The 22,597-nt window shown below is 37.1% G+C and carries 16 protein-coding genes; 9 read left to right on the forward strand and 7 right to left on the reverse strand.

The window, feature by feature from the left end:
* Positions 1-4 precede the first annotated feature (4 nt).
* From SP041_RS15210 to SP041_RS15220, 3 genes are all read right to left on the reverse strand, one after another.
* Positions 5-1,225 (reverse strand): carboxynorspermidine synthase, encoded by a 1,221-nt coding sequence (locus tag SP041_RS15210; protein WP_025565578.1) that lies wholly within the window; start codon positions 1,223-1,225, stop codon positions 5-7.
* A gap of 112 nt (positions 1,226-1,337) precedes the next feature.
* Positions 1,338-2,816 carry an aspartate aminotransferase family protein gene (locus tag SP041_RS15215; RefSeq protein ID WP_037049970.1) on the reverse strand — a complete coding sequence of 493 codons (1,479 nt, stop codon included), beginning with the start codon at positions 2,814-2,816 and terminating at the stop codon, positions 1,338-1,340.
* The gene (locus SP041_RS15220; RefSeq protein WP_037049968.1) at positions 2,816-4,228 is read right to left on the reverse strand and encodes a diaminobutyrate--2-oxoglutarate transaminase family protein; all 1,413 of its coding nucleotides are present in this window, start codon (positions 4,226-4,228) and stop codon (positions 2,816-2,818) included. Before SP041_RS15220 ends, SP041_RS15215 begins: the two co-directional genes overlap by 1 nt.
* A 597-nt stretch (positions 4,229-4,825) precedes the next feature.
* On the opposite strand from SP041_RS15220, the gene SP041_RS15225 reads away from it, so the two are divergent.
* From SP041_RS15225 to SP041_RS15235, 3 genes are read left to right on the forward strand one after another with little or no spacing between them, the layout of a single operon-like run.
* On the forward strand, positions 4,826-5,551 hold the full coding sequence (locus tag SP041_RS15225; RefSeq protein WP_025565577.1) for a response regulator transcription factor: 726 nt from the start codon (positions 4,826-4,828) through the stop codon (positions 5,549-5,551).
* A 50-nt stretch (positions 5,552-5,601) separates the two neighbouring features.
* On the forward strand, positions 5,602-7,032 hold the full coding sequence (locus SP041_RS15230) for an ATP-binding protein (RefSeq protein WP_037049965.1): 1,431 nt from the start codon (positions 5,602-5,604) through the stop codon (positions 7,030-7,032).
* Positions 7,032-8,309 carry an ABC transporter substrate-binding protein gene (locus SP041_RS15235; protein WP_025565576.1) on the forward strand — a complete coding sequence of 426 codons (1,278 nt, stop codon included), beginning with the start codon at positions 7,032-7,034 and terminating at the stop codon, positions 8,307-8,309. The genes SP041_RS15230 and SP041_RS15235 overlap by 1 nt, the downstream gene beginning before the upstream one ends.
* 258 nt (positions 8,310-8,567) lie before the next feature.
* Here the strand turns inward: SP041_RS15235 and SP041_RS15240 are convergent, their stop codons facing one another.
* Both SP041_RS15240 and SP041_RS15245 read right to left on the reverse strand, forming a co-directional pair.
* Entirely contained in the window at positions 8,568-9,086 is a 519-nt protein-coding gene (locus tag SP041_RS15240; protein WP_025565575.1) for a hypothetical protein, read from the reverse strand.
* 349 nt (positions 9,087-9,435) lie between these two features.
* Positions 9,436-9,648 carry a hypothetical protein gene (locus tag SP041_RS15245; protein ID WP_137297905.1) on the reverse strand — a complete coding sequence of 71 codons (213 nt, stop codon included), beginning with the start codon at positions 9,646-9,648 and terminating at the stop codon, positions 9,436-9,438.
* A 330-nt stretch (positions 9,649-9,978) separates the two neighbouring features.
* On the opposite strand from SP041_RS15245, the gene SP041_RS15250 reads away from it, so the two are divergent.
* The 3 genes from SP041_RS15250 (at position 9,979) to ggt (ending at position 13,296) form a co-directional block, all read left to right on the forward strand.
* A complete protein-coding gene (locus SP041_RS15250; protein WP_025565574.1) occupies positions 9,979-10,401 on the forward strand; it encodes a GNAT family N-acetyltransferase in 423 nt (140 codons plus the stop codon).
* 91 nt (positions 10,402-10,492) lie between these two features.
* Positions 10,493-11,089, forward strand: a complete 597-nt coding sequence (locus tag SP041_RS15255; protein ID WP_025565572.1) for a DJ-1/PfpI family protein — start codon at positions 10,493-10,495, stop codon at positions 11,087-11,089.
* Positions 11,090-11,421: 332 nt separating this feature from the next.
* A complete protein-coding gene (gene ggt / locus SP041_RS15260; RefSeq protein WP_025565571.1) occupies positions 11,422-13,296 on the forward strand; it encodes a gamma-glutamyltransferase in 1,875 nt (624 codons plus the stop codon).
* 119 nt (positions 13,297-13,415) lie between these two features.
* Here ggt and ptsG read toward each other — a convergent pair whose 3' ends face one another.
* Together ptsG and dbpA are read right to left on the reverse strand one after the other, a co-directional pair.
* On the reverse strand, positions 13,416-14,822 hold the full coding sequence (ptsG, locus tag SP041_RS15265; RefSeq protein ID WP_025565570.1) for a PTS glucose transporter subunit IIBC: 1,407 nt from the start codon (positions 14,820-14,822) through the stop codon (positions 13,416-13,418).
* Positions 14,823-15,368: 546 nt separating this feature from the next.
* Entirely contained in the window at positions 15,369-16,757 is a 1,389-nt protein-coding gene (dbpA, locus tag SP041_RS15270) for an ATP-dependent RNA helicase DbpA (RefSeq protein ID WP_025565569.1), read from the reverse strand.
* Positions 16,758-17,513: 756 nt separating this feature from the next.
* Between dbpA and SP041_RS15275 the strand changes: the two genes are divergently transcribed.
* From SP041_RS15275 to SP041_RS15285, 3 genes are all read left to right on the forward strand, one after another.
* Positions 17,514-19,274: a TolC family protein gene (locus SP041_RS15275; RefSeq protein ID WP_025565568.1), complete on the forward strand. Its 1,761-nt coding sequence runs from the start codon at positions 17,514-17,516 to the stop codon at positions 19,272-19,274.
* Positions 19,274-19,999: an efflux RND transporter periplasmic adaptor subunit gene (locus SP041_RS15280; RefSeq protein WP_025565567.1), complete on the forward strand. Its 726-nt coding sequence runs from the start codon at positions 19,274-19,276 to the stop codon at positions 19,997-19,999. Before SP041_RS15275 ends, SP041_RS15280 begins: the two co-directional genes overlap by 1 nt.
* Before the next feature lie 16 nt (positions 20,000-20,015).
* Positions 20,016-22,597 (forward strand): DUF4347 domain-containing protein (locus SP041_RS15285; protein ID WP_137297906.1); only part of this gene is annotated, 2,582 nt, incomplete at its 3' end.

Consider the following 22,597-nt stretch of genomic DNA (forward strand, 5'->3'; position numbering starts at 1 on the left):
AAAACTATTCAACATCAAGTTCCATGACTTCCCAACTAAGGCCAATTTTAGGCATTAATGCTAAGAAATGGTCTGGGTTTAGTTGCTCAACGTTGTATAAGCCTTTGTCGCTCCATTTACCTTGAAAGTAAAGTAATGCCGCAGTGATCGCTGGAACACCGGTTGTGTACGAAATGGCTTGATGCTCTACTTCATTGTATGACTCTTTATGGTCACAAATGTTGTAGATAAAGATGCTTTTCGCGACACCGTCTTTTTTACCGCGTAACCAAGTACCAATACACGTTTTACCCGTGTAGCCAGGTGCTAAAGAAGTTGGGTCTGGCAAAATAGCTTTCAATACTTTAAGCGGTTCAACAGTAATACCATCGCAGGTTGTTACAGGTTTGGTATCTAATAAGCCGATAGTACGCATTACGTTGAAGAAGTTTAAGTAGCTGTCTGAAAAGCCCATCCAAAACTCAATACGTTTAGCGGGAATAAATTCTGCCATTGAACGTACTTCATCATGTGCCATAGAGTAAACTTTTTGTTTACCGACGACTGGAAAATCAAATTCCATCATACGGCTATGGCAAGGAACTTGATTCCATTCGCCATTTTCATAATAGAAAGAGTCGCCTTGAATTTCTAACATATTGGTTTCAGGGTCAAAATTAGTCGCAAATTTTTGACCGTGATCACCGGCATTCACATCCATTACATCGATACTATCGATCTCATCGAATAAGTGTTTATGAGCGTAAGTAGCAAATACGCTGACGACACCTGGATCAAAACCTGCGCCTAAAATACCCGTGATACCGGCTTCTTTAAATCGGTCTGCAAAAGCCCATTGTGGATCGTATGCTTCAGGTACTTGTTGTCCTGGACTACAAAGGTCAGTAGCAACTGATGTATCTAGGTAAGCTGTTTTCGTTTGCACGCAAGCTTCCATAATGGCAACGTTCACCCATGGAGGGCCTGCATTAATCACTAAGTCAGGTTGTACTTGTTTAATGAGTGCGACTAGCGCGTCGATATCGTCTGCATTGATAACTTGTGCGGTAATCGTTTTGCTAGTGTCTTTAAGGTTGTTACGGCCTTTAATTGAGGTAATAATTTTTTCACATTTAGATAAAGTACGTGAAGCAATAGTAATATCACCAAATACATCATTATTTTGAGCACATTTATGTGCGATCACCCATCCTACGCCACCGGCGCCAATTTGTAATACAGACATTTTTCATTCCTATTCTTTAATTCTTAATTCGTATTTTTTAGCTAACTACTACTTAGTAACCTTAAGTCAGTGTTAGTAATCTCATTTGTCGTTAATGTATTGATTTAATCAATTAACGACTCTTAATTAATCTTAGTGCTGTATCTTCAATTTTTGCGATCAGTGAATCAAAATCACTGATGCGTAAACATGGGTTTAATAAGGTAAATTTTAGTACTAATTTACCATCCACTTTTGTTTCTGCAATAACGGCTTCGCCACTGGTTAACATCGTTAAGCGTAATTGTTGATGTAACTGATTAAACTCAGTGTCACTTAAATCACCTTGTAATAATGGTGATAAACGGAACAATACCGTTGATAATAATGGTGTGCAGCATAGTTCAAAGTGTTTGTTCTGCTCAAATTTGCTCGCCACTTCTTGCGTTAGTAATAACAGGTAATCGTAAAACTCACCTAATTGCTTTTCACCGACTGCTTTGAGTGTCATAAACATTTTTAGTGCATCAAATCGTTTGGTTGTTGCAATACTTTTATCAACTAAATTAGGTAATTCATCACCTTCTCGATTCAAGTAATCGGCATGATGTAGTAACGTATTAAAGTTAGCTTTATTTTTGATCAATAGGGCACCACAGCTGATTGTTTGGTAGAAAAGCTTATGGAAATCAACACTGACTGAGTCTGCTAATTCAATCCCTTTAAGGCGTGATTTATGTTGTTGGCTTAACTGTAATGCTGCACCGTAAGCACCATCAACATGAGACCAACAACCTGCTGCTCGAGCAATGTCAACGACGGCGGTTAAATCATCAATCGCACCATGATCAGTGGTACCTGCCATTGCAACAACCGCGAAAGGTAATAAATCCTGTGCTTTTAAGGCATCAATCGTTAACTGTAGTTCTTGGACATCAATTTGCCCTTGAAGATTGGTTTTAACTAAGACAACACAGCGTTCACCTAAGCCCATTAAAGAGGCTGATTTTTGTACGGTAAAATGGCTTTTGTCAGAACAAATAATACGCATTTTTTGTGCATATTCAGGTAAACCATCTTGTTGCACATCATGTTGAGAACGGTTAGCCGCAAACCAATCACGCGCTAACAATAAACCCATTAAATTGCTTTGCGTACCACCACTCGTAAACACTCCGTCAGAGCGCTCACCAAGTTGGTAGGTTTTACATAACCAATCTACCATTTGCTGTTCTACAAAGGTGGCAGCCGGAGCTTGGTCCCATGAGTCCATTGACTGGTTTAACGCAGCAATAAAATGCTCAGCAACAATCGATGCAATGAGTGGCGGTGTATGTAAATGCGCAATGGTATGCGGATGTTGTACTAACAATGAATTTTTGGCGATAAGCTCATTAGTGCTTTCAATCACTTCTTCTAAAGAAGCGGGTTGTGAAAAATCCACCGCATTAATTTGTTGTTTTAATAAAGCAGGTTCAAGCCCAGAGTAGGGCTTGTCTGTATTTTTAAATAAACTATTTATGGCTTGTTGAGTTTGCGCTGTCGCTTGCTCGAAAGCTTGGTTTTCACCAAGCTGAGCAAAGTAATGTGACCAGTTATTACCTTGAGTCATTATTTTGCATCCACCGCAATAGCAATTGCTTTTGCCATTGTTTCAGCAACAAAGTTAATTTGTACTTCACTGATGATTAATGGTGGTAAGAAACGCAATACGGCACCTTGACGTCCACCTTTCTCAATGATCAAACCTAACTCTAACGCAGCACGTTGAATTTTAATGGCTAATTGAGGATCCGCTTCTGCTTGACCTAGTGAATTAAATTCACCAGGTTTTACAATTTCAATACCGTTCATTAAACCACGGCCACGAACATCACCTATTTGAGGGAAGTCAGTTTGAATTTTACGTAATGCTTCACGTAATTGTTCACCGCGTTCAGCTGCATTTTGCGCTAAGTTATCACGTTGAATAATTTCTAATGTTTTTGCACCACTTGCCATTGCTAATTGGTTACCACGGAACGTACCCGTGTGTTCACCGGCATTCCAGCAGTCAAATTTTTCATTATATAAAATAACTGACATTGGCATCCCGCCGCCAATCGCTTTAGACAAGATAAGAATATCTGGTTCAATACCTGATTCTTCAAAGGCAAAGTGATCGCCACTACGTGCAATACCACATTGTACTTCATCAAAAATCAACAAAATACCATGTTCAGTGGTGATACGGCGTAACTCTTGTAGCCATTTTTTCGGTGCAGGTATTACGCCGCCTTCACCTTGGATTGGCTCAACAATAATGGCTGCAGGTTTAGTAATGCCTGACTCGTCATCACATAATACAGATTCGATGTAACGGATGCTTTGTTTAGCGCCTTCTTCTCCGCCTAAACCAAATTTACAACGGTAATCGTATGGGAATGGCATAAAGTGCACATCAGACATTAAACCAGTGCGACGGCTTTTAGAGCCAAGGTTACCAGTCAGTGCTAACGCACCATTGGTCATACCGTGATAAGCACCGTGGAAAGACATCATGGTATTACGTTTAGTGTATAATTTAGCTAATTTAATTGATGCTTCAACGGCATCAGCGCCCGATGGACCACAAAATTGAATACGTGCTGTTTTAGCAAAGTTAGCCGGTAAAAATTGCATCACTGCTTTAATGAATGCGTCTTTACTTGGCGTTGTTAAATCTAACGTTTGGTACGGTACACCAGTATTAATTTGGTTGATTAATACTTGGTTTATCTCACTGTGATTATAACCTAGCGGTAATGCACCAGCACAGGCTAGACAGTCAAGATATACCTGGCCTTTTGTATCTTCAATGATAGCACCGCGACCACTTTTAATAGCGATCGGTAAACGTCGTGGATATGAACGAACTTCAGATTCATAGTGTTCTTGACTTAATAACACTTCATCGGGTGTTAAATCATATGGAGAAGTCACAACAGGGATTTCTGAATCGTTTATTAGGTGACATTCTGGTGCTAAATTTAGGACGTTTGGCATTTTACGCTCCGCTAAATTGGAATAAATAAAGTACATCATTCTATTTATAAAAATATAAATAAAATCGATAAATAAGGGTAGCAATAATTGTAATTACAGATAATCGTTAGTGAACTAGGGCTAGATGAATTGGTTAATTCAAGGTTCTACCGCACGTTCTCGACATTGTATTAAATACTGATCTTGAGGAGTAAAATAACGCTTTAGAGGTTTAGATGAGTCAATGTAAGTGTGTTGCATTGTAATAAGCCTCCGTAATAGTAAGTCGTTATAATAAAATAGGTTGAATTGGAAAACGCGCGCATTTTATCATCGTTATTAGTCAGTGCAAGCTTAAAAAACACCTTTATTTAAATTAAACGAATAGTGGCAAATAACTAACTGATACTTATATTATTATTGATTTAATTGTTTGAATATTAATCTGAGTGTTTATGGCTTGATAACCACTATTTTGTCATAGTTTTGAGCGTTGACTCGATACTTGAGCACAAAACTATAATGAATAATGTCCGCTATAACTTATTTGCTTTAAAATAAGTGCCATAAACAAAAAAATCATTAAATGGTTAACTTTCAAGTAATAAGCGAGTGAATGTGGACAATACAAAGCAAATATTAGTGGTTGATGATGATAAATCAATACGTGAATTATTATCTGAATATTTAGCTAAAGCAGGCTTCTCAATAATTTCTGCCGAAGACGGTATTGAGATGACGCTGAAGTTGAAAGACAACCAACCAGATTTGATTATTTTGGATGTAATGATGCCCGGTGACGATGGTTTTACCTTATGCCAACGTATTCGCCAAACCTCTAATGTGCCTATTATTATGTTAACGGCAAATTCAGATGAAGTAGACCGAGTCTTAGGCCTTGAGATTGGTGCTGATGATTACATTGCTAAACCTTTTAGCCCGCGTGAATTGCTGGCTCGTATCAAAGCGTTATTACGGAGAAGTAGTTTTCTTAAAGATGAATCAAAATCTACTCAGCTTCGCTATATTAAGTTTGCGCAATGGAAGCTAGATACGCTTCAACATAATTTAGTGAGTGATTTAGGTGAAACGTTGACCTTGACCGGGGCTGATTATCAATTGTTGATGCTATTTTTAAATCGTCCTTATAAAGCGATCTCCAGAGATGAGATCTGCCAAGCGTTACATGGGCGTGATGCTTTTGCTAACGAACGTGGCATTGACGTGCATTTAAGTCGTTTACGTCAAAGCTTAGGAGATAATGCTAAATTGCCTCAGATTATTAAAACGGTGCGTGGCGCGGGTTATACCTTCATTGCTGAAGTTCAGCATTTAGCCCAATAAGTGCTTTAGTTTTTTAATCACCTATTTCAATGTAAAAATATCAGGCGTGTATGGCATATATTAGAAAACTGTTCGGTTCATTAATCTCGCGAATGTTATTACTGACGATTGTGTCAGTGGTGCTCGCACAAAGTATTACCAGTATATTTTGGGTAACGCAGATTGCTGACAGTGAAAAGAATGTGGTATTAACCAATGCTGAAAACCTTGGTAATAGCGCCGTCAGCACCATTTCATTTTTTCAAAAATTGCCTAATACCTATCGACATTTAGTCTTAGAGCAATTACGAGATCTAGGAGGCTCACGATTCTTTGTGTCACTTAATAAACAAATGGTAGATATTAACCCCATTAACGATAGTGAATTAAAACAACAAGTTCTCACCGATATTAAAAGCATTGTTTATAAAAAATTAGGCGACCACAGAACATTGTTGTTAGAGTTTTCAAGCCCTGACGATTTACATGTTATCAACAACAATATTTTACTTAAAGATTTACCGCCATCATGGGGGGCTTATAACCTAATTATTCCCTCTGTGAGTTCGCCTATTTTAGTCTTACAGATGGAACTTGCTCAAGATGAATGGCTTTACTTAGCTGCTGTATTACCACCTCCCTATTTACTCGATGATTTACCTGTTATTTCCGCTCAACAGTTTGTGTCTATCATTTTTACTACATTGATTTTGTTGGTACTGATTTACATCGCATTTCATTGGCAAACCAAGCCATTAAAGAATTTAGCATCCGCAGTGGGGGAGTTTAGTATCGATTTTACTAAGCCACCTTTACAAGAGAAAGGAGCAACGGAAATTGTGGCCGCCACGCGTGCTTTTAACCACATGCAACAAAAGCTACAAAGTTATATTAAAGACAGAGAAGTACTGTTTCGTTCGGTATCTCACGATTTAAAAACACCGATCACTCGCCTTCGACTTCGTTCTGAACTGTTAGATGATGAAAAGCAAACCTCTGCATTCAATGTCGATTTAGAAGATTTAGAGATGTTAGTTAAAGCGGCATTACAAACAGTGAAAGATACCGATATTCATGAGAACATTGCTGATATTGATATTCAAAAATTATTGTTACAAATAGTCGGTACTCAGCAAGATGTTGTGACGTTGCATATTAATACGCACAATAATTTCAGAGGAAAACCGCATGCACTTAAACGTAGTTTATCGAACCTAATTGATAATGCGGTTAAGTATGGTGAGAAAGTGGATATCTATGTTAAAGATTCAGCACAATCACTAGTGATTGTTATTAAAGATCAAGGCCCAGGGATTGCGGAGTCTGCGCTATCTTCGATTTTTACTCCTTATGTGAGGTTACATGATGATCAAGAAGGGCATGGTTTAGGTTTGGGGATTGCACGTAACATCATTCAAGCTCATGGTGGTGATATTCGTATATTTAATCATCCTAAAGGTGGCTTAGAAGTCTGCGTCATTTTGCCAAGGACATACCGATAATGAATCATTTATTTTGCAAAACGTTTAAAAACTACGCTTTACCCGTGTTGACGGTATCTTATTTATGGTTAGCTTCCTGCCATCATGCTAGCGCTTTACCTTTTGAAGTCTTGCATTGGTGGACAGAACAAGGCGAGTTAGAATCAAAACAAGTGCTCGTTGAACATCTAAAAGTGAACGATATTGAATTTGAAGACTTTGCGATTGTAGGCAGTGGCGGCGGTGGCGCGATACACGTTTTACAAATGCGCGCTTTATCAGGAAACCCACCTGAAGCTGCGCAAATTAAAGGGCCAGATATTGCAGAATGGAACAACTTAAGTATGTTAGTGGGGATTAATGAGTTAACGGATACCAGTACTTGGCAGCAGTTTTTACCTAAAGTGGTGTTAGATGATGTTACCGTTGAAAAGCAATATATGGCGGTACCCATCAATATACATCGAGTTAATTGGTTGTGGTTGAATAGCAAAATATTTAAACAATATGGTTTAGCTGCGCCAACCACTTGGAAACAATTTTTCGCGGTTGCCAATTTTTTAGCTTCTAAAGGGGTAAAACCTGTTGTCTTTGGTGGCACACCTTGGCAAGACGCATTATTGTTTGAGTCGATTGCAATATCTGAGCTTGGTGCAGAAAAATATAGACAAGCTTTTGAGGCGTTTAATCATGACGTTATCTCATCTGATGAAATGATTAATACCTTTAAATTATTTAAACAACTTCATCATTATGCGACGCCTGAACAACAAGGGCAGGACTGGACTTGGTCTTCACAGGCTTTTATTAATAATGAAGCCGCTATGTTGTTTATGGGGGATTGGGTCAAAGGGAGTTGGACTGCTATTGGTAAAAAAGCGATGCAAGATTATCAATGTGTTCCAGTACCCGGTACAAAAGGGGTTTTCAGTTACAATATCGATAGCTTTGTTTTATTTAAAAAAGCACATTCTCCAATCGATCAGCACAGCCAAAGTATTTTTGTCGATACACTTATGTCGCCTGCATTCCAACAAGACTTCAGTAAGTTAAAAGGATCTATCCCTGCTCGCAATGATCTTGATTTGTCAGAGTTTGATGAATGCTCACAATTATCTTCTAATGATTTTAAACACGATATTAAAGTCCCTTCTTTTACACAAAACATGGCCACAAGTAGCCATCAAAAAGCACAAATCATTCAACTGATCAGTGATTACTTTAATAGTGATTCATTAAGCGCAGAGGATGCAGTAAAACAGTTGGGCGTGATGGTTAAAGCGTTAACCTCAAAATAAAAATACTTTGATAAGCAAATACCTAGATAAGAAAGTACCTTGATAAGAAAGTACCTTGATAAGAAAATAACTAGGATATATTGATTGTGTATTCTTATCATTCATTAATGCACAATCATTATATCTAACGGCTGGTCAATGAGGTTGCTATTAAGGGTTGTGTAGTTTTATCCTTAAATCTATTTAGTACTATTAAACTTATTTAGTTATTTAGTTATTTAGTTATTTACTTATGCACTCTTAATTAATAAGTTATGATCATGCACTGCATTTAGGCATTATTACCCGTGCTTTTCCATTCAAGTCAAATGCTGCTTTTAGTACTTTATCACCATGAATATTCACTAACACTGAAGCGTTTGCTATTTCATTGCCTGTGACACGTATATTACCCAATTGACTTGTGCTTAATGTATCGTCAACATCAATAGTAAAACTGGCAAAATCATTAGCAGCTATTGCTTTTATATCCAACGATAATTGTGTATCACCGTCATTCACTTTTGTCGCTGTTTTAAGGGCTATTTGTCCTCTGGTCACTTCAAAAAGTTGAAATACTTCAACGCCTTTGCCCGATTCCGATGTATCAAAAATTAAACGTCCTGTACTTTGTAACAAATCGATGGTCATCGATATATCTTTTACATCACATGTACTGGTATTTTTTATTACAAACTCATCTTTAGGTGCGCCGTCTTTAAAGCTGATTTCGATATCCGCATAGACATTCGCAGATAGCATGGAGATAAGAAGTGTTACGAATTTGATTTTAAACATTATTTTATTCCTTTAAATGAATATTCCTTGAAGCTACATTTATTACACAAATTAATAGTGCCGCGATGGGGATTGTTTTAATCGATAGTAAAATTATTTTTATTTAAATATACACAAGGATTACGTTTATAAAAGCTGATGGGATCAATATGTAAGATAATGCAGGATAAAACATTAGAGTTTTATTCATAAATGTAGGAACAAGGAGTAATAGGCTGATATTTTTAGTGTCTTTAATATTTATAAAAGCGACATAATGGTGTTTCTACTCTGTCGCTGTTTTATTTATTGTTGAACTGCTTATGTAATATGACCGTAGATGCTGTGAAATTTAAAGTTATTATCGTCATTATTTACGCAAAGACTCTACTATCGTTATTCCTGTTGATTTAAAGAAAGAAAAAAGAATTGATACTGAAATGCCTATAAAATCTGGTGAAATGGCGGTGTGGTATTGAGCCGCGCTGATATCGAGAAGCAAGTCGAAGCTCATTGACTGAACATTATTATTGAGCCTGAAAACGTTATACCAACATGCAATGAGTAATAATGTGTGAGTCATTATAAAAAAACTTAGTCATACGCGTTTAAGCTGATAGTTAATTTAAAATCCTATCGGATTGTAGTGGTCAAGTAAAACTGCTCGTCTAACATTAATAGTTGCTGCAGATTTTAAAGTTAGATATTAATACAAGTGGTTGAGTGTATTAATTTATTTGTCTCATTGTCTCATTGTCTCATTGTCTCATTTTATGGTAATACTAACCTTATTGCTGAATTCAAGCTCCCATAGAAATAGTGTCTATTAATCTATTTTATTCATTTATGTTTGTATCAATATCAATATCAATATCAATAACATTTAAAAGTATTGTTAACGGAAAGGGTCAACATGCAAGTACATTTATTACAATCTAATTTAGAGTTAGGAAAAGTAGCGGAAGTTCTTTTGCAACTTCGACCTCAATATGATCTTCAAGGTTTAAAAGCGCAAATTGAAAAACAACAAGAAGCTAGCTATCAAATCGCTTATGTAAAACAAGGTGAAGAAATATTGTGTGTTGCAGGTTTTGTTGTCGGTGAAAAATTAGCATGGGGTAAATATATTTATATTGATGACCTCGTGACTAATGAAGCAACTCGCTCAACAGGTGCGGGCTCTCTTATCATTAACTGGTTCAAACAATATGCTAAAGAAATGGGTTGCCAACAATTACATCTAGATTCAGGTGTGCAACGTTTTTCAGCGCATCGCTTCTACTTAAGAGAGCGTTTTGATATTGGAAGCCATCATTTTTCAATAACAGATATTTAACCGATTAAAAGCCATTAGTAGAGGGATTGAATCTCTCCTCTTTGTTGTCCATTGTTAGATTTTCCTCATCCTAAGATAAATGGAGTTATCTATGAATATTGCTATTTTAACCTTCGAAGGCTTCAATGAATTAGATTCATTTATTGCAGCAAGCATAATGAACCGTATGAAAGAGTTTGGTTGGAATGTGCAAATAACCTGTCCATCAGAATCTGTTACTTCGATGAATGGTGTTACTGTAATGGCTCAACAACCACTTGAGTTCGCTAACAGTGCCGATGCTGTTTTATTTGGTAGTGGATTACAAACACGCGATGTGTCGAAAGACCCTCGTATTTTAAATCGTTTATCTTTGAATCCTGATAAGCAATTAATAAGTGGGCAATGTTCCGGTACGCTGTTGTTATCTGTCTTGGGCTTATTGAACGATATTCCTGCATGTACTGATTTAACCACAAAACCTTGGGTAATTGAGTCTGGTGTTGAGGTGTTAAATCAACCTTTTTTTGCAAAAGGCAATATAGCAACCGCTGGTGGATGTTTAGCCTCGCAGTATTTGGCAACGTGGGTGATTAGTAAGTTAGCAGATAAAGCCGCTGCAGAAGCTGCAATCCATTATGTTGCGCCAGTTGGTGAAAAAGATGAAACCGTTAAACATTGTTTATCAGTTGTCTCTCAATACCTTTAGTATTGTGGCTTAGCTTAACGTTGCATTTAAGTTTTATTAGCTTAAGCACAATTGCTCAAGCCTTTTAGCTAACTCGTTTACCTCTACGTTTTATATCGGACAGATTCAACCTTTCTTGTCTCTCTTAGTTACCTATTCTGAAATCTTTTAACTTATATTTTTTCTCATGATAACAATGAGATAGGAGATGTATTTATTTTTAAATTGATTTGTAAGTTACAATTTAATGATATAGGTTAGAGGTTAATCTTATTTTCTAAAAATTTGATTGAGTATTTATGCCCGTTTAACGTAACCATAACGGTATTTAATTTATCTGTAACAGGAAGAACATGATGAAAAAAAAACTATCAAGGATATTTTTAGCAACTTCAGCGGTAATGATGCTAGCTTCGTGTAATGACTCTGATGAGACGAGTGTTGAAGCCTCAGTAAACTGTGAAATCGATCAAGCTAATCCTGAGTGTGCCTCTGGTTTTGAAGAAAGAACGGCGGTTATTGCTAATGATTATATGGCTGTCACTAATAATCCCTTAGCAACAGACGCTGCTTACGATGTACTTAAAAACGGGGGAAATGCTATTGATGCTGCGATTGCCGCACAAATGGTCTTAACATTGGTAGAACCTCAGTCATCCGGGATCGGTGGTGGAGGATTCATGCTTTATTATGATGCTGACACTAAGAATATTGTTCATTTTGATGGCCGAGAAACGGCACCCTCAGCAGCAACGGGTGATATGTTTTATGTTGATGGTGTTGCGCCATCAGGTTACAACGGTTTCTTTCAAAGAGTGCTTGGAGGAAAGTCAACGGGCGTTCCTGGTACCTTAAAAATGTTAAAGAAAGCACATGATGAGTACGGCACTAAAGTCTGGAGTGATTTATTTACACCCGCTATATCACTTGCAGAAGAGGGTTTTGAAGTCTCAGAAAGGTTAGAAGCTTCGATAGAAGGTGATGCTGTTTTCTGTAAAGATTCAGATAATGCCTCTGATTTTTATGTTGACCCTGATGCGAATAGTTATTTCTGTTTAACAGATGAAAGCGGTGAATATACCATTCCTTTACCGGCGGGCTACCTTCTTAAGAATCAACCATTAGCCGATACATTTAAAGATGTCGCTAATGACGTTGAGCTATTTTATACCGGAACTTATGCGACAAATATTGTGACTAAACTGTCTCAGAATCCTATTCCTGGCATTTTAACAACAGACGATATTGCAAACTATGAAGCCGTTAAAAATGAACCTGTTTGTAGTGTTTATAGAGGCTATACGGTATGTGGAACACCTCCTCCATCGTCAGGAGGGATAACAGTTGCACAAATTTTAGGTATTTTAGAGAATCATGATATGAGCCAATGGTTACCAACGGATATTGACCTTAATGGTGGACAACCTACGGCGAACGGTATTCATTGGTTCTCAGAAGCCGCTAGACTTGCTTATGCTGATCGAGGCCTTTATATCGCCGATACCGACTTTGTTGCTCTACCTGGTGGTTCTTGGGAAAGCATGATTGACCCAACTTATTTAACTGAGCGATTTAGCTTAATCGACGCGCAAAGTAGCATGGGGACTGCTGAAGCAGGGAAGCCTGCTGGTGCTGAAAACTGGTCTCCAGATCAATCTCCAAATTTACCTTCAACAACGCACATGTCGATTGTTGATAAAGAAGGTAATGTTGTGTCTATGACGAGCTCAATTGAAACTGGGTTTGGTTCACATCAAATGGTTGATGGATATTTATTAAATAATCAACTTACCGATTTTTCTACGGAATATCAAAGTGCAGATGGAACACTTATTGCCAACCGAGTCGAAGGTGGAAAGAGACCGCGAAGCTCTATGGCGCCAACTATCGTACTAGATGCGGATGGTCAGTTCTTTATGGCAACAGGTTCTCCTGGTGGCTCAACTATTATCACTTACGTAGCGAAAACATTAGTAGGTGTATTAGATTGGGGGCTCGATGCACAACAAGCAACATCATTAGTGAATTTCGGTTCAACGAACGGTTCAACGTTTATTGAAGAAGAACGACTTACTGATGAAGCAACGATTGTAAGTGAGCTGGAAGCAATGAATCATACCGTTGATGTCACTTCTAGAGTGAGTGGTATTGCCACTATTGTTAGTGATAATGATGTATTTGTTGGAGGTGCTGATCCACGACGTGAAGGTGTTGCAAAAGGCGAGTAATAACTTGTTAGTGTAAAGCCAATAAAAGGTAATCATTTCATTCAATACGTTACATGAATTAATGATTACCTTTTTTATTTAACTATTTTAGTGAATAAATAGTTTTTAATTAGACGTGTTTACTTCCCTAAAAAAGCTTCCATATCTGTTTTTAAGTTGTCTGATTTAGTCCCAAAGATAGCTTGTACGCCGTTACCAGAAACAACAACGCCAGCAGCGCCTAATTTCTTAAGTCCAGCTTGATCAACAAGTGCAATATCATTAACGCTAATACGTAGACGAGTGATACAAGCATCTAAGTTATCAATATTTGCCTTACCACCAAATGCAGCGACTAATGCAGAAGACATCTCTTCGTTGTTCAATACAACAGAGTCAACTTGCTCTTCATCTTCACGACCTGGTGTTTTAAGGTTGAGTGCTTTGATTACGATGCGGAATAAAGAGTAATAAACAACCGCGTAAATAAGCCCAATGATAATGAAGTAAGTGATTTTTTGAGCGTTAGCTGATAGCACTAAGAAGTCAATCAAACCGTGTGAGAATGACGTGCCGTGAACCATACCTAACATGTTTGTTACAACAAATGCAGAACCCGCTAATAATGCGTGAATTGCGTATAAAACAGGGGCAACAAACATGAATGAGAATTCAATTGGTTCAGTGATACCTGTTAAGAAAGACGTTAACGCAGCTGACGCCATGATGCCCATTACTTTTGCTCTATTTTCTGGTTTAGCAGAGTGTGCAATTGCAATCGCAGCAGCAGGTAGACCAAACATTTTGAACATGTAACCGCCAGCTAGTTGACCAAAACCATTGCCAGCAGTACGACTTGCATCATCTGCAGATAAGTAACAAGTTAAGATACCGTGTAGTTCTTTACCGTTAGCATTAACACAATCACCTGCCTCGAAGAAGAATGGTACATTCCAGATATGGTGTAAACCGAATGGAATTAATGAACGTTCTACCACACCGTAAATACCAAAGGCAACGGTTGGATTTTGGTGAGCAGCCCATTCTGAGAATGCTGAAATACCAGCACCAATTGGAGGCCAAATAACAGAGAGTATTGCGCCTGCAATAATAGCGGCGAAACCCGTCATTATTGGTACAGCACGTTTACCTGCAAAGAAACCTAGGTAGTCAGGTAAGGTTATATTATAGAAACGGTTAAACATGGCAGCAGCAATACCACCTGCAATAATACCACCTAGTACGCCTGTATTGGCACCTGGGGCTAATGTCTCGATGGTTTGCATCATGATGTAATAACCAACAGCGGCTGCAAGTGCTGACACGCCATCGTTCTTAGTGAAACCAAGTGCAACACCAATCGCAAATAATAATGCCATGTTACCAAATACCGCACCACCTGCTTGTTCCATTAATTGTGAAACTACATCAGGCAATATACTAAATTTAGCAGCACCGACACCCAGTAGTATCCCTGCAATAGGTAATACAGACACAGGTAGCATTAATGACTTCCCGACTTTTTGTAAGCTTCCAAATATATTCATAAATCACTCCGTTGTGGTTTTTAAGTATTAGTTCGATTAACTCGATGGCGGGAGTGTAACGGTCATGATGTATAAAAAATGATAAAATGCTCACATAAAAAAAGAAGTTACATTTACTTACAATTGAAGATGCATTTTTACAAAATATTACAAATTATTGTTGGAAGCGTATTTCAATATGATCTAAAGGAAATTTCTTTTTCAGATTCCGTACAGTGAAGCTGTATATCAGCCTATTCTTTTAGTTCTAATTAATGTATGACTGGTGCTTTGTTTGAAATTAAAATTTGGGTAATAAAAAGGTGAGATTACTGAAGATACTTTTAGTTACTTTAAGGCTGTAGATCATTGTTTAAGCTGAAATTATGCCTCAAATGTGGTTTTGCTATGTGCCTCGAAATCAATCTAATTTATTAGTTTTTTGTATTGAAAGAAGGTGTTTTTTGATTTTTTTGTCTATAGGGTTTTGGTTGCAGAGGGTATTGTGTAGAGAAGAAATATTACCAGTTTAATTTGATCAAATTAAACTGGTAACTGATGTAATGGTTAGCCTCTTACAACCATTACTCGGAAGCTTCTACCTTTTAGCTTTCCTTCACTTAGTTTTTTAAAGGCAATTTTAAGATGATCTCGTTGTACAGCAACGTAAGACCAGTATTCAGATACTGCAATTTTGCCCACTTGTTGGCCTGTAATGCCATCTTGTCCGGTTAATGCACCAACAATATCACCTGGGCGAATTTTTTGTTTTTTACCACCTTCAATACGTATTGTTATCATTTCAGAGGCTGCTGGTGGTGTATCCAATAATGAATCATCAGGTAATGGACTTGGGCTGATATTACGGTCAAGAATATCTTCTAATAACTTAATTCTATGGTCGTCTTTATTGCTGTAGAAAGTAAATGCTAAGCCTTTGCTGCCTGCACGACCTGTACGACCGATACGGTGTACATGCACTTCTTGGTCATGTGCAACATGGAAGTTAAATACCGCACTTAAGTTATCAATATCTAACCCACGCGCCGCTACATCGGTTGCAACGAGAATACGCGCACTTTTATTGGAAAAGCGGATTAATGCTTGATCGCGATCTTTCTGTTCTAAATCGCCATGAAGGGCAATCGCACTGTAACCGCGGTTTGCAAGTTCTTCAGCAACTTCTTGTACTTCACGTTTAGTGTTACAAAATACTACACTCGATTCTGGTTGATGGCGGTTTAATAATAAACGTAACGCTATCATGCGATCTTGGTTGTTTTGTACTGAGTAAAACGTTTGCTCAATAACGTTGTTATCGTGTGTTGCTTTTACGGTAACTTGCTTTGGCGCATTCATAATACGTTTTGCTACTTTTTCAATTTGTTCTGGGTAAGTTGCACTGAATAATAGCGTTTGGCGTTGTTTTGGGCTGTGTTCGATAATGCTATCAATAGCATCTTGAAAACCCATTTCTAACATACGGTCAGCTTCATCAAGTACTAACACACTTAAATGCTCAAGTTTCAATGAACCACGGTTGAGATGATCTTGAAGGCGACCCGGTGTACCCACAATGATATGAGCTCCATGCTCTAAAGAAGCCGCTTGTGGGCTAAGTGGTGTACCGCCACATAACGTCATTACTTTAATGTTATGAATAGAGCGTGCTAGTTTTCTAATATCTACAGCGACTTGATCAGCTAATTCACGAGTTGGGCAAACAACTAATGATTGGATTCTAAATTGCTTAACATTTAATCGGTGTAAAATGCCAAGTGTAAAGGCAGCCGTTTTACCTGAGCCTGTTTTACCCTGTGCAATGACATCTTCTCCATTTAAAATTAATGGTAAAGATTGTGCCTGTATTTCAGTCATCTTTTGATAGTTTAAAGATTCTAAATTAGTTAAAAGACTTTTTGATAAAGGTAAGGTTGCAAAAGAGGTGTCGCTCACGATAATAACTTCCTGATAGGCTGTAAAAATAGGGTGGTAATAATGGACGCTACCATAACAGTTTGTATAGCATCTAACAAAAAAATGTTATGCGCAGAGACTAAATTAAAAGGTTAAGTCTTTACGCTGATAAATGCTTAGTGAATGATTTTTAACAAAGTAACTGAAATATAAGTTAATAAGTTAATTTTATTCCTGCCTAAAAATTTTGTAAATCCTAAAATGTAGTCGTTTACTTTTGTAAACACGTCTGACTACTGACTTTTGTAAACACATATTGAGTTAACACAATCGTTCCCATCAAATAGTTTAGCTCCTACCTACTATTCTACAAATTTATATTTAATTTTTTATTAAATTATCATTTTTTAATTAAAAAACTGTGATTCAAAATGGGTATTTTAATTATAATGTTTGTTTTTTATTGATAATAAACTACTTTTAAAATAGTAGATTACTACTTTTGGAGTGCTTTATTTAAGTAATTATTACAAATATATGTTTTTATTATTTTTTGATGTTATTCTGATTTTATGCTCTTAAGTAGCTATTAATGAGTATTTGGTCGAGGTGGTTTAGCTAGGTTTCTGATTTTATTTAGATTGTTATCAGTAAGCAGCAATTTTTAAACGGTAGCTTCATTAATATTTATTAGATGTATGAGTCAAAATGGAAAGATAAACGGTGTGGTTAGTTTGCTTTTTTTGATAAGCAATAATCAAATTTTTAAAAATTAAAAAATGATAAGGAAATAATATGGCTGTTAAAATTAATCGTTGGAAGGGTATATCAATATCATTACTAACTGTTTTAGTTGTCAGTGGGTGTTCCGTTACACCAAAACCATGGAAGAAAGGTGAAATAAAAGAAGCTTCACAAAATGATTTTATGGCTATCAACTCAAGTGAAAAAATAGAAGAGCCAATTTCATTAGAGGATGCTATCTATCGAGGTATCAATTATAACCGTCAAAAGCGCGTTAAAATGTTGGAGTCAGCATTAGCTGATAAACAACTTGATTTACTTCATTACGATATGTTGCCTGAATTAACAACAAATGCTGGTTATTCAGGAAGAGATAATTATGCTGCATCAGCTAGTACTATCTTTGAAGATGGAAGACCAGCGGCATTATCAGACGATCCTACCTACACTATTAGCCAAGATAAAAGACAGCTATCTGCAGATGTTACTTTTAGTTGGAATATTTTAGACTTTGGTCTTTCTTATGTGCAAGCACAACAACAATCTGATCGTTACCTTATTTCAAAAGAAGAAGAGCGAAAGGTTATTTTTAATATCGCCCAAGAAATTCGCAAGTCTTATTATCAAGCCATTACTGCACAAGCATTGTTGAAAAGAATTCGTCCTTTAATGAAGGAGGTACGTATTGCTTTACAAGATTCGGACAAAGTTAAAAGCTTGAGATTAAAATCCCCATTAGATGCTTTAACTTATCAACGAGAGCTCTTGGATGTATTAAGAGATCTAACAAGCTTAGAGAAATCTTTAATATTCTCAAAAGTTGAATTAGCTGAATTAATGGGCATTAAACCGGGCACCAACTTTAGTTTAAAAGACAAAATACAAGATGCTTATGACCTGCCAACTTTGCCATTTAAGTTATCTACGATGGAGAAAATTGCGTTAGAAAATAGACCTGAAATATTAGAAGAACGCTATAAAGAACGTATTAGCCAAAAAGAATTGTCAGTAGTGATGTTAAGCATGCTACCTGGTATCAATTTATCTGCTGGATATAACTTCAACGACAGTGATTATTTATTGAATAATAACTGGTATAGCCTTGGCGCAAATGTAACTTGGAATCTTTTCAACATATTTAAGTATGGAGCAATGAGTGACACTGCTGATGCAAAAATTATGTTAGCGAAAGAGAGAAAATTAGCAGTTGCATTAGCGGTTGTGACACAAGTTCACCTTGCCGACATGAGATACAAACAAACTGTTGGTGAGTATAAATTATCAAAAGATTACTTAAATGTATCGAAAGAAATTTATGAACAAGCGATGAATGCTAATCAACTAGGTATGAATAGTGATCTGCTTATTATCAAAGAAAAACTGAGCTACCTTCTTGCTACGTTAAGACATTCTGCTGCTTACGCCAATATGGAAAATAGCTATGGCAGAGTTTATGCGTCGATGGGGATCATTAATGAATCTGAGGTTGAGTATGAAACAGACAGACCATTTTATGAATATGAAGAAAATCTGACTGTTATTGCAGAGCCTATCAGAGAGTTATCTAGTAACAAAGCAGTTGTGATAGAGCAATTACAACCATTAAATACTTCGACTTTGAGTGATACTTCTAATTATTCCGGAGCATTGATTTATATAGAGGTGGGTGAAACGTTAATCATTAATGGCGAAAATTATATTGTTCAACGTGGGGATACTGTTTCAGAACTGGCAAATGATAACAATGAAACAGTTAAGGAAGTTGTTACTAACAATCCTTGGTTAACCACTGACAATAGAATTAGATACTAATGAATAACACAAAAAAACTATTAATGTTAAGTGCGTGTTTTTATCTAATGCCAGGTCATGCAGAGGAGACCGCGAGAGCGGTCATCTCATCATTAGATAGGACAACTATTTCAACAGAAGTCGCTGGAAAAATACTTTATTTACCTAGTGGAGAAGGAGACAGTTTCAAAAAAGGGGCTGTCTTAGCCAAAATAGATTGCGACCTTTACCGAGCACAGAAAAGAAAAATACTATTCCAAAAAAATATTGCATATCAACAGTTTAAAAAGAATGAGCAACTAAATAAATTAAACTCAATTGGTGCATTTGAAGTATCGATCTCTAAAGAAGAATACAACAAACAAATTGCAGAATTAGATATTGTTTCCGTTAACGTTAAACGATGCAAAATCTATGCACCTTTCACTGGCCGTGTTGTAGAGAAACTGGCTAATCAATATCAAATAGCAAAAGCACAACAAGAAATTCTTGAAATAGTGGGAACAGGCAACATAGAAGCCAAGATAGTTGTTGATGCAACTTGGTTAAGTTGGTTAAAAAAAGGTGATGGATTAACGTTAGTTATTGATGAAACCCAAACTGAAATCAAAGCCACAATAAATGAAATAGGCGCAGTCGTTGATCCGGCTAGCCAAACCGTCTTAGTCAGAGCAAATCTAATTAAACCTTATGACAACATCGCCCCCGGTATGAGTGGCACGGCAAAATTTAATTCTGAGAAATAAGAATAAGGATCTAACAATGAAAAAGCCAAATAGAATCAAACCAATAATCAGTGCATTAGAGCCGAGAATATTATTTGATGGAGCTGCCGTAGCAACAGCGGTTGAAGCATTAGATAATTCCAATTTTGATACCGCATTGTTAGATCAAAATGTAACGCCAGCCGCAGTCGAATCACCAACAAGAGATAAAAATGAAATTGCTTTTATAGACAGTGGCGTTGATGGCTATGAAAGTATTGTTGATGATTTAGGTGAAGGCGTTAATGTTTACATTCTTAATGCTGATTCTAACGGTCTTGACCAAATTGCTTCTATTTTAGAAAATTTAGATGATATAGATGCAATTCATATTATTTCTCATGGTGATGTTGGTGAAGTTACTTTAGGTAATACAATTTTAGACGCTGACACAATGGCATCTTCATTAGACGTATTAGCAAGTATTGGCGAGAGTTTAACTGACAGTGGAGATATTTTACTTTATGGATGTTCAGTTGCAGAAAACGGTGATGGAGAATCATTTGTGGATGCCATTGCTGACGCTACTGGAGCAGATGTTTCCGCATCAGATGATATTACTGGTGCTGAGTCATTAGGAGGGGATTGGAGCTTAGAATATGATTCTGGCACTATTGATGTTGCTGATTTAAGTGCAGTTAATTATCAAGGTCAATTAGGTAGTCCTTCTATTTCTGGCTTAGACGATACAAATATTTTTGTGGAAGGTGGTGGACCAATTGTTATCGATAACGATGTGTTGTTTAGTGGCGGTAATTCATATACTGAAGGCGGGCTTTTATTTTCATTAGATAACCCTGATACCACTGAAACATTAACATTAACAAGTTCAGATAACTTTAATGATGCAGGCGAAATATCATTAATTGGAGATGAAGTTTACCTTGGGAATGGGACTGGTCGCGATAGAATTGGTGTGATTGACAGTACATTTAATGGCGAAAATGGACAAGATCTTAAGATACTTTTTTCTATACCATTAGATAATGGTAACTTTGAAGATGGCGATGCATCATGGGACATAGTTTCTGGAGAATATAGAGGAGCCGCATTAGAAGATAATCTTGACCTAGATGGTTATGCCATTCCTCTTGCAACAAACTCAGATAGTGATTCGACCTATACAGGTGGAACTGGCACCGTTAATCTTCAAGCGCAAAATTTAAATAGAGGCGGCGTTGTTTTTACGGGTGAGGTCGTTAGTGATGAAGGTGATAATGCCTTGTTGTTAACAAGTGATGGGCGAATTGTTAATGGCGATCAAGACCCTAGTCAAGGTGGCATATTCCAAGATGATGGATTTGGTTCTATTCATGGTTCTTATGCAACGAGTAGTGTGGTTGATGTAAAAGATGGGGACTCTATTTCATTAGATTTTAAAGCTGTTGGTTCAGGTGATGATTACGAAGTATTTGGTATTTTAAGGAAAGTTGATCCAATTACAGGGGCTTTTCTAGATACTGCAAGTTATGGTACGGATAATACTGAAAATAATATTATTCTCTTTGCTGAACGAGGAGCTGACACTAATGGGTATGTTACAGTAGGTTATGAAAACCTATTAGAAGGAACTTATAAGTTTCAATTTGTTGGAGGAACTTATGATGCATCAGGCGGTAAAGTTGTAGGGTCAAATTTATATGTTGATAATATAAGATTGTTCTCATCTACAGTGATAGATGATGCCGTCGTCAGTAAAATTGCACAACAAGTTACTTACGATACAACAGCAGCAGCTATCTCAGAAGTTCAAACAATTACAATTACAGCAACATCTGAAGAAGGGTTAAGTGATTCAGATTTTATTATTATAGAAATGGATACACTAGAGAATGATGCACCGATACTGAGTGATGTCACTGAAACAATAACTGATACGTCTACTACAGATGTTTTTGCCGATATTACAGGTAACCTAACAACATCTGATGTCGATGATGATACTTTTACTTATGATTTTTTAGATGGTTCTACAACACAAACAGGTACTTACGGCACATTAAGTTTATCTAATGATGGGAGTTATACTTTTGAACCTAATGACGATGCGATTAATGCATTGTCAACAAATACAACTGAAAGCTTCACTATTAGAGTGACCGATAGTGGAGGGGGTGTGTTAACTGGTGGAGTATTAGGTACAACTACAGAGAGCGATACAGCAACATTTACAATCGAGTTAATAGCTGTGAATGATGCTCCCATAGCAACCACTATTCCACCGCAAACAAAATTCGAAGACTTTGCTGATTACAGCATTGATTTAAAAGAATACTTCTCAGATGTTGAAACCTCAAACGCAGACCTAACTTACACGGTGAGTGGCAACAGCGACATTGGCGTGACGATTGTGGATGGTATTGCAACGTTTACGAGCGCTACCGATAATTTCAATGGTGTTGAAAATATTAGCTTCACGGCGACTGATCCAGGTGGTGAGTCAGTGACACAAACGATTGTATTTACTGTTAACCCAGTGAATGATGCACCGACGTTAGCGGATGTGACCACTGCCATTACTGATACAGCGGCAGCCGATAGCTTCGATGCAACTACAGGTACATTAACCGCAACGGACGT

It is taken from the genome of Psychromonas sp. SP041 (assembly GCF_000470315.2).
Classification (GTDB): Bacteria; Pseudomonadota; Gammaproteobacteria; order Enterobacterales; family Psychromonadaceae; genus Psychromonas.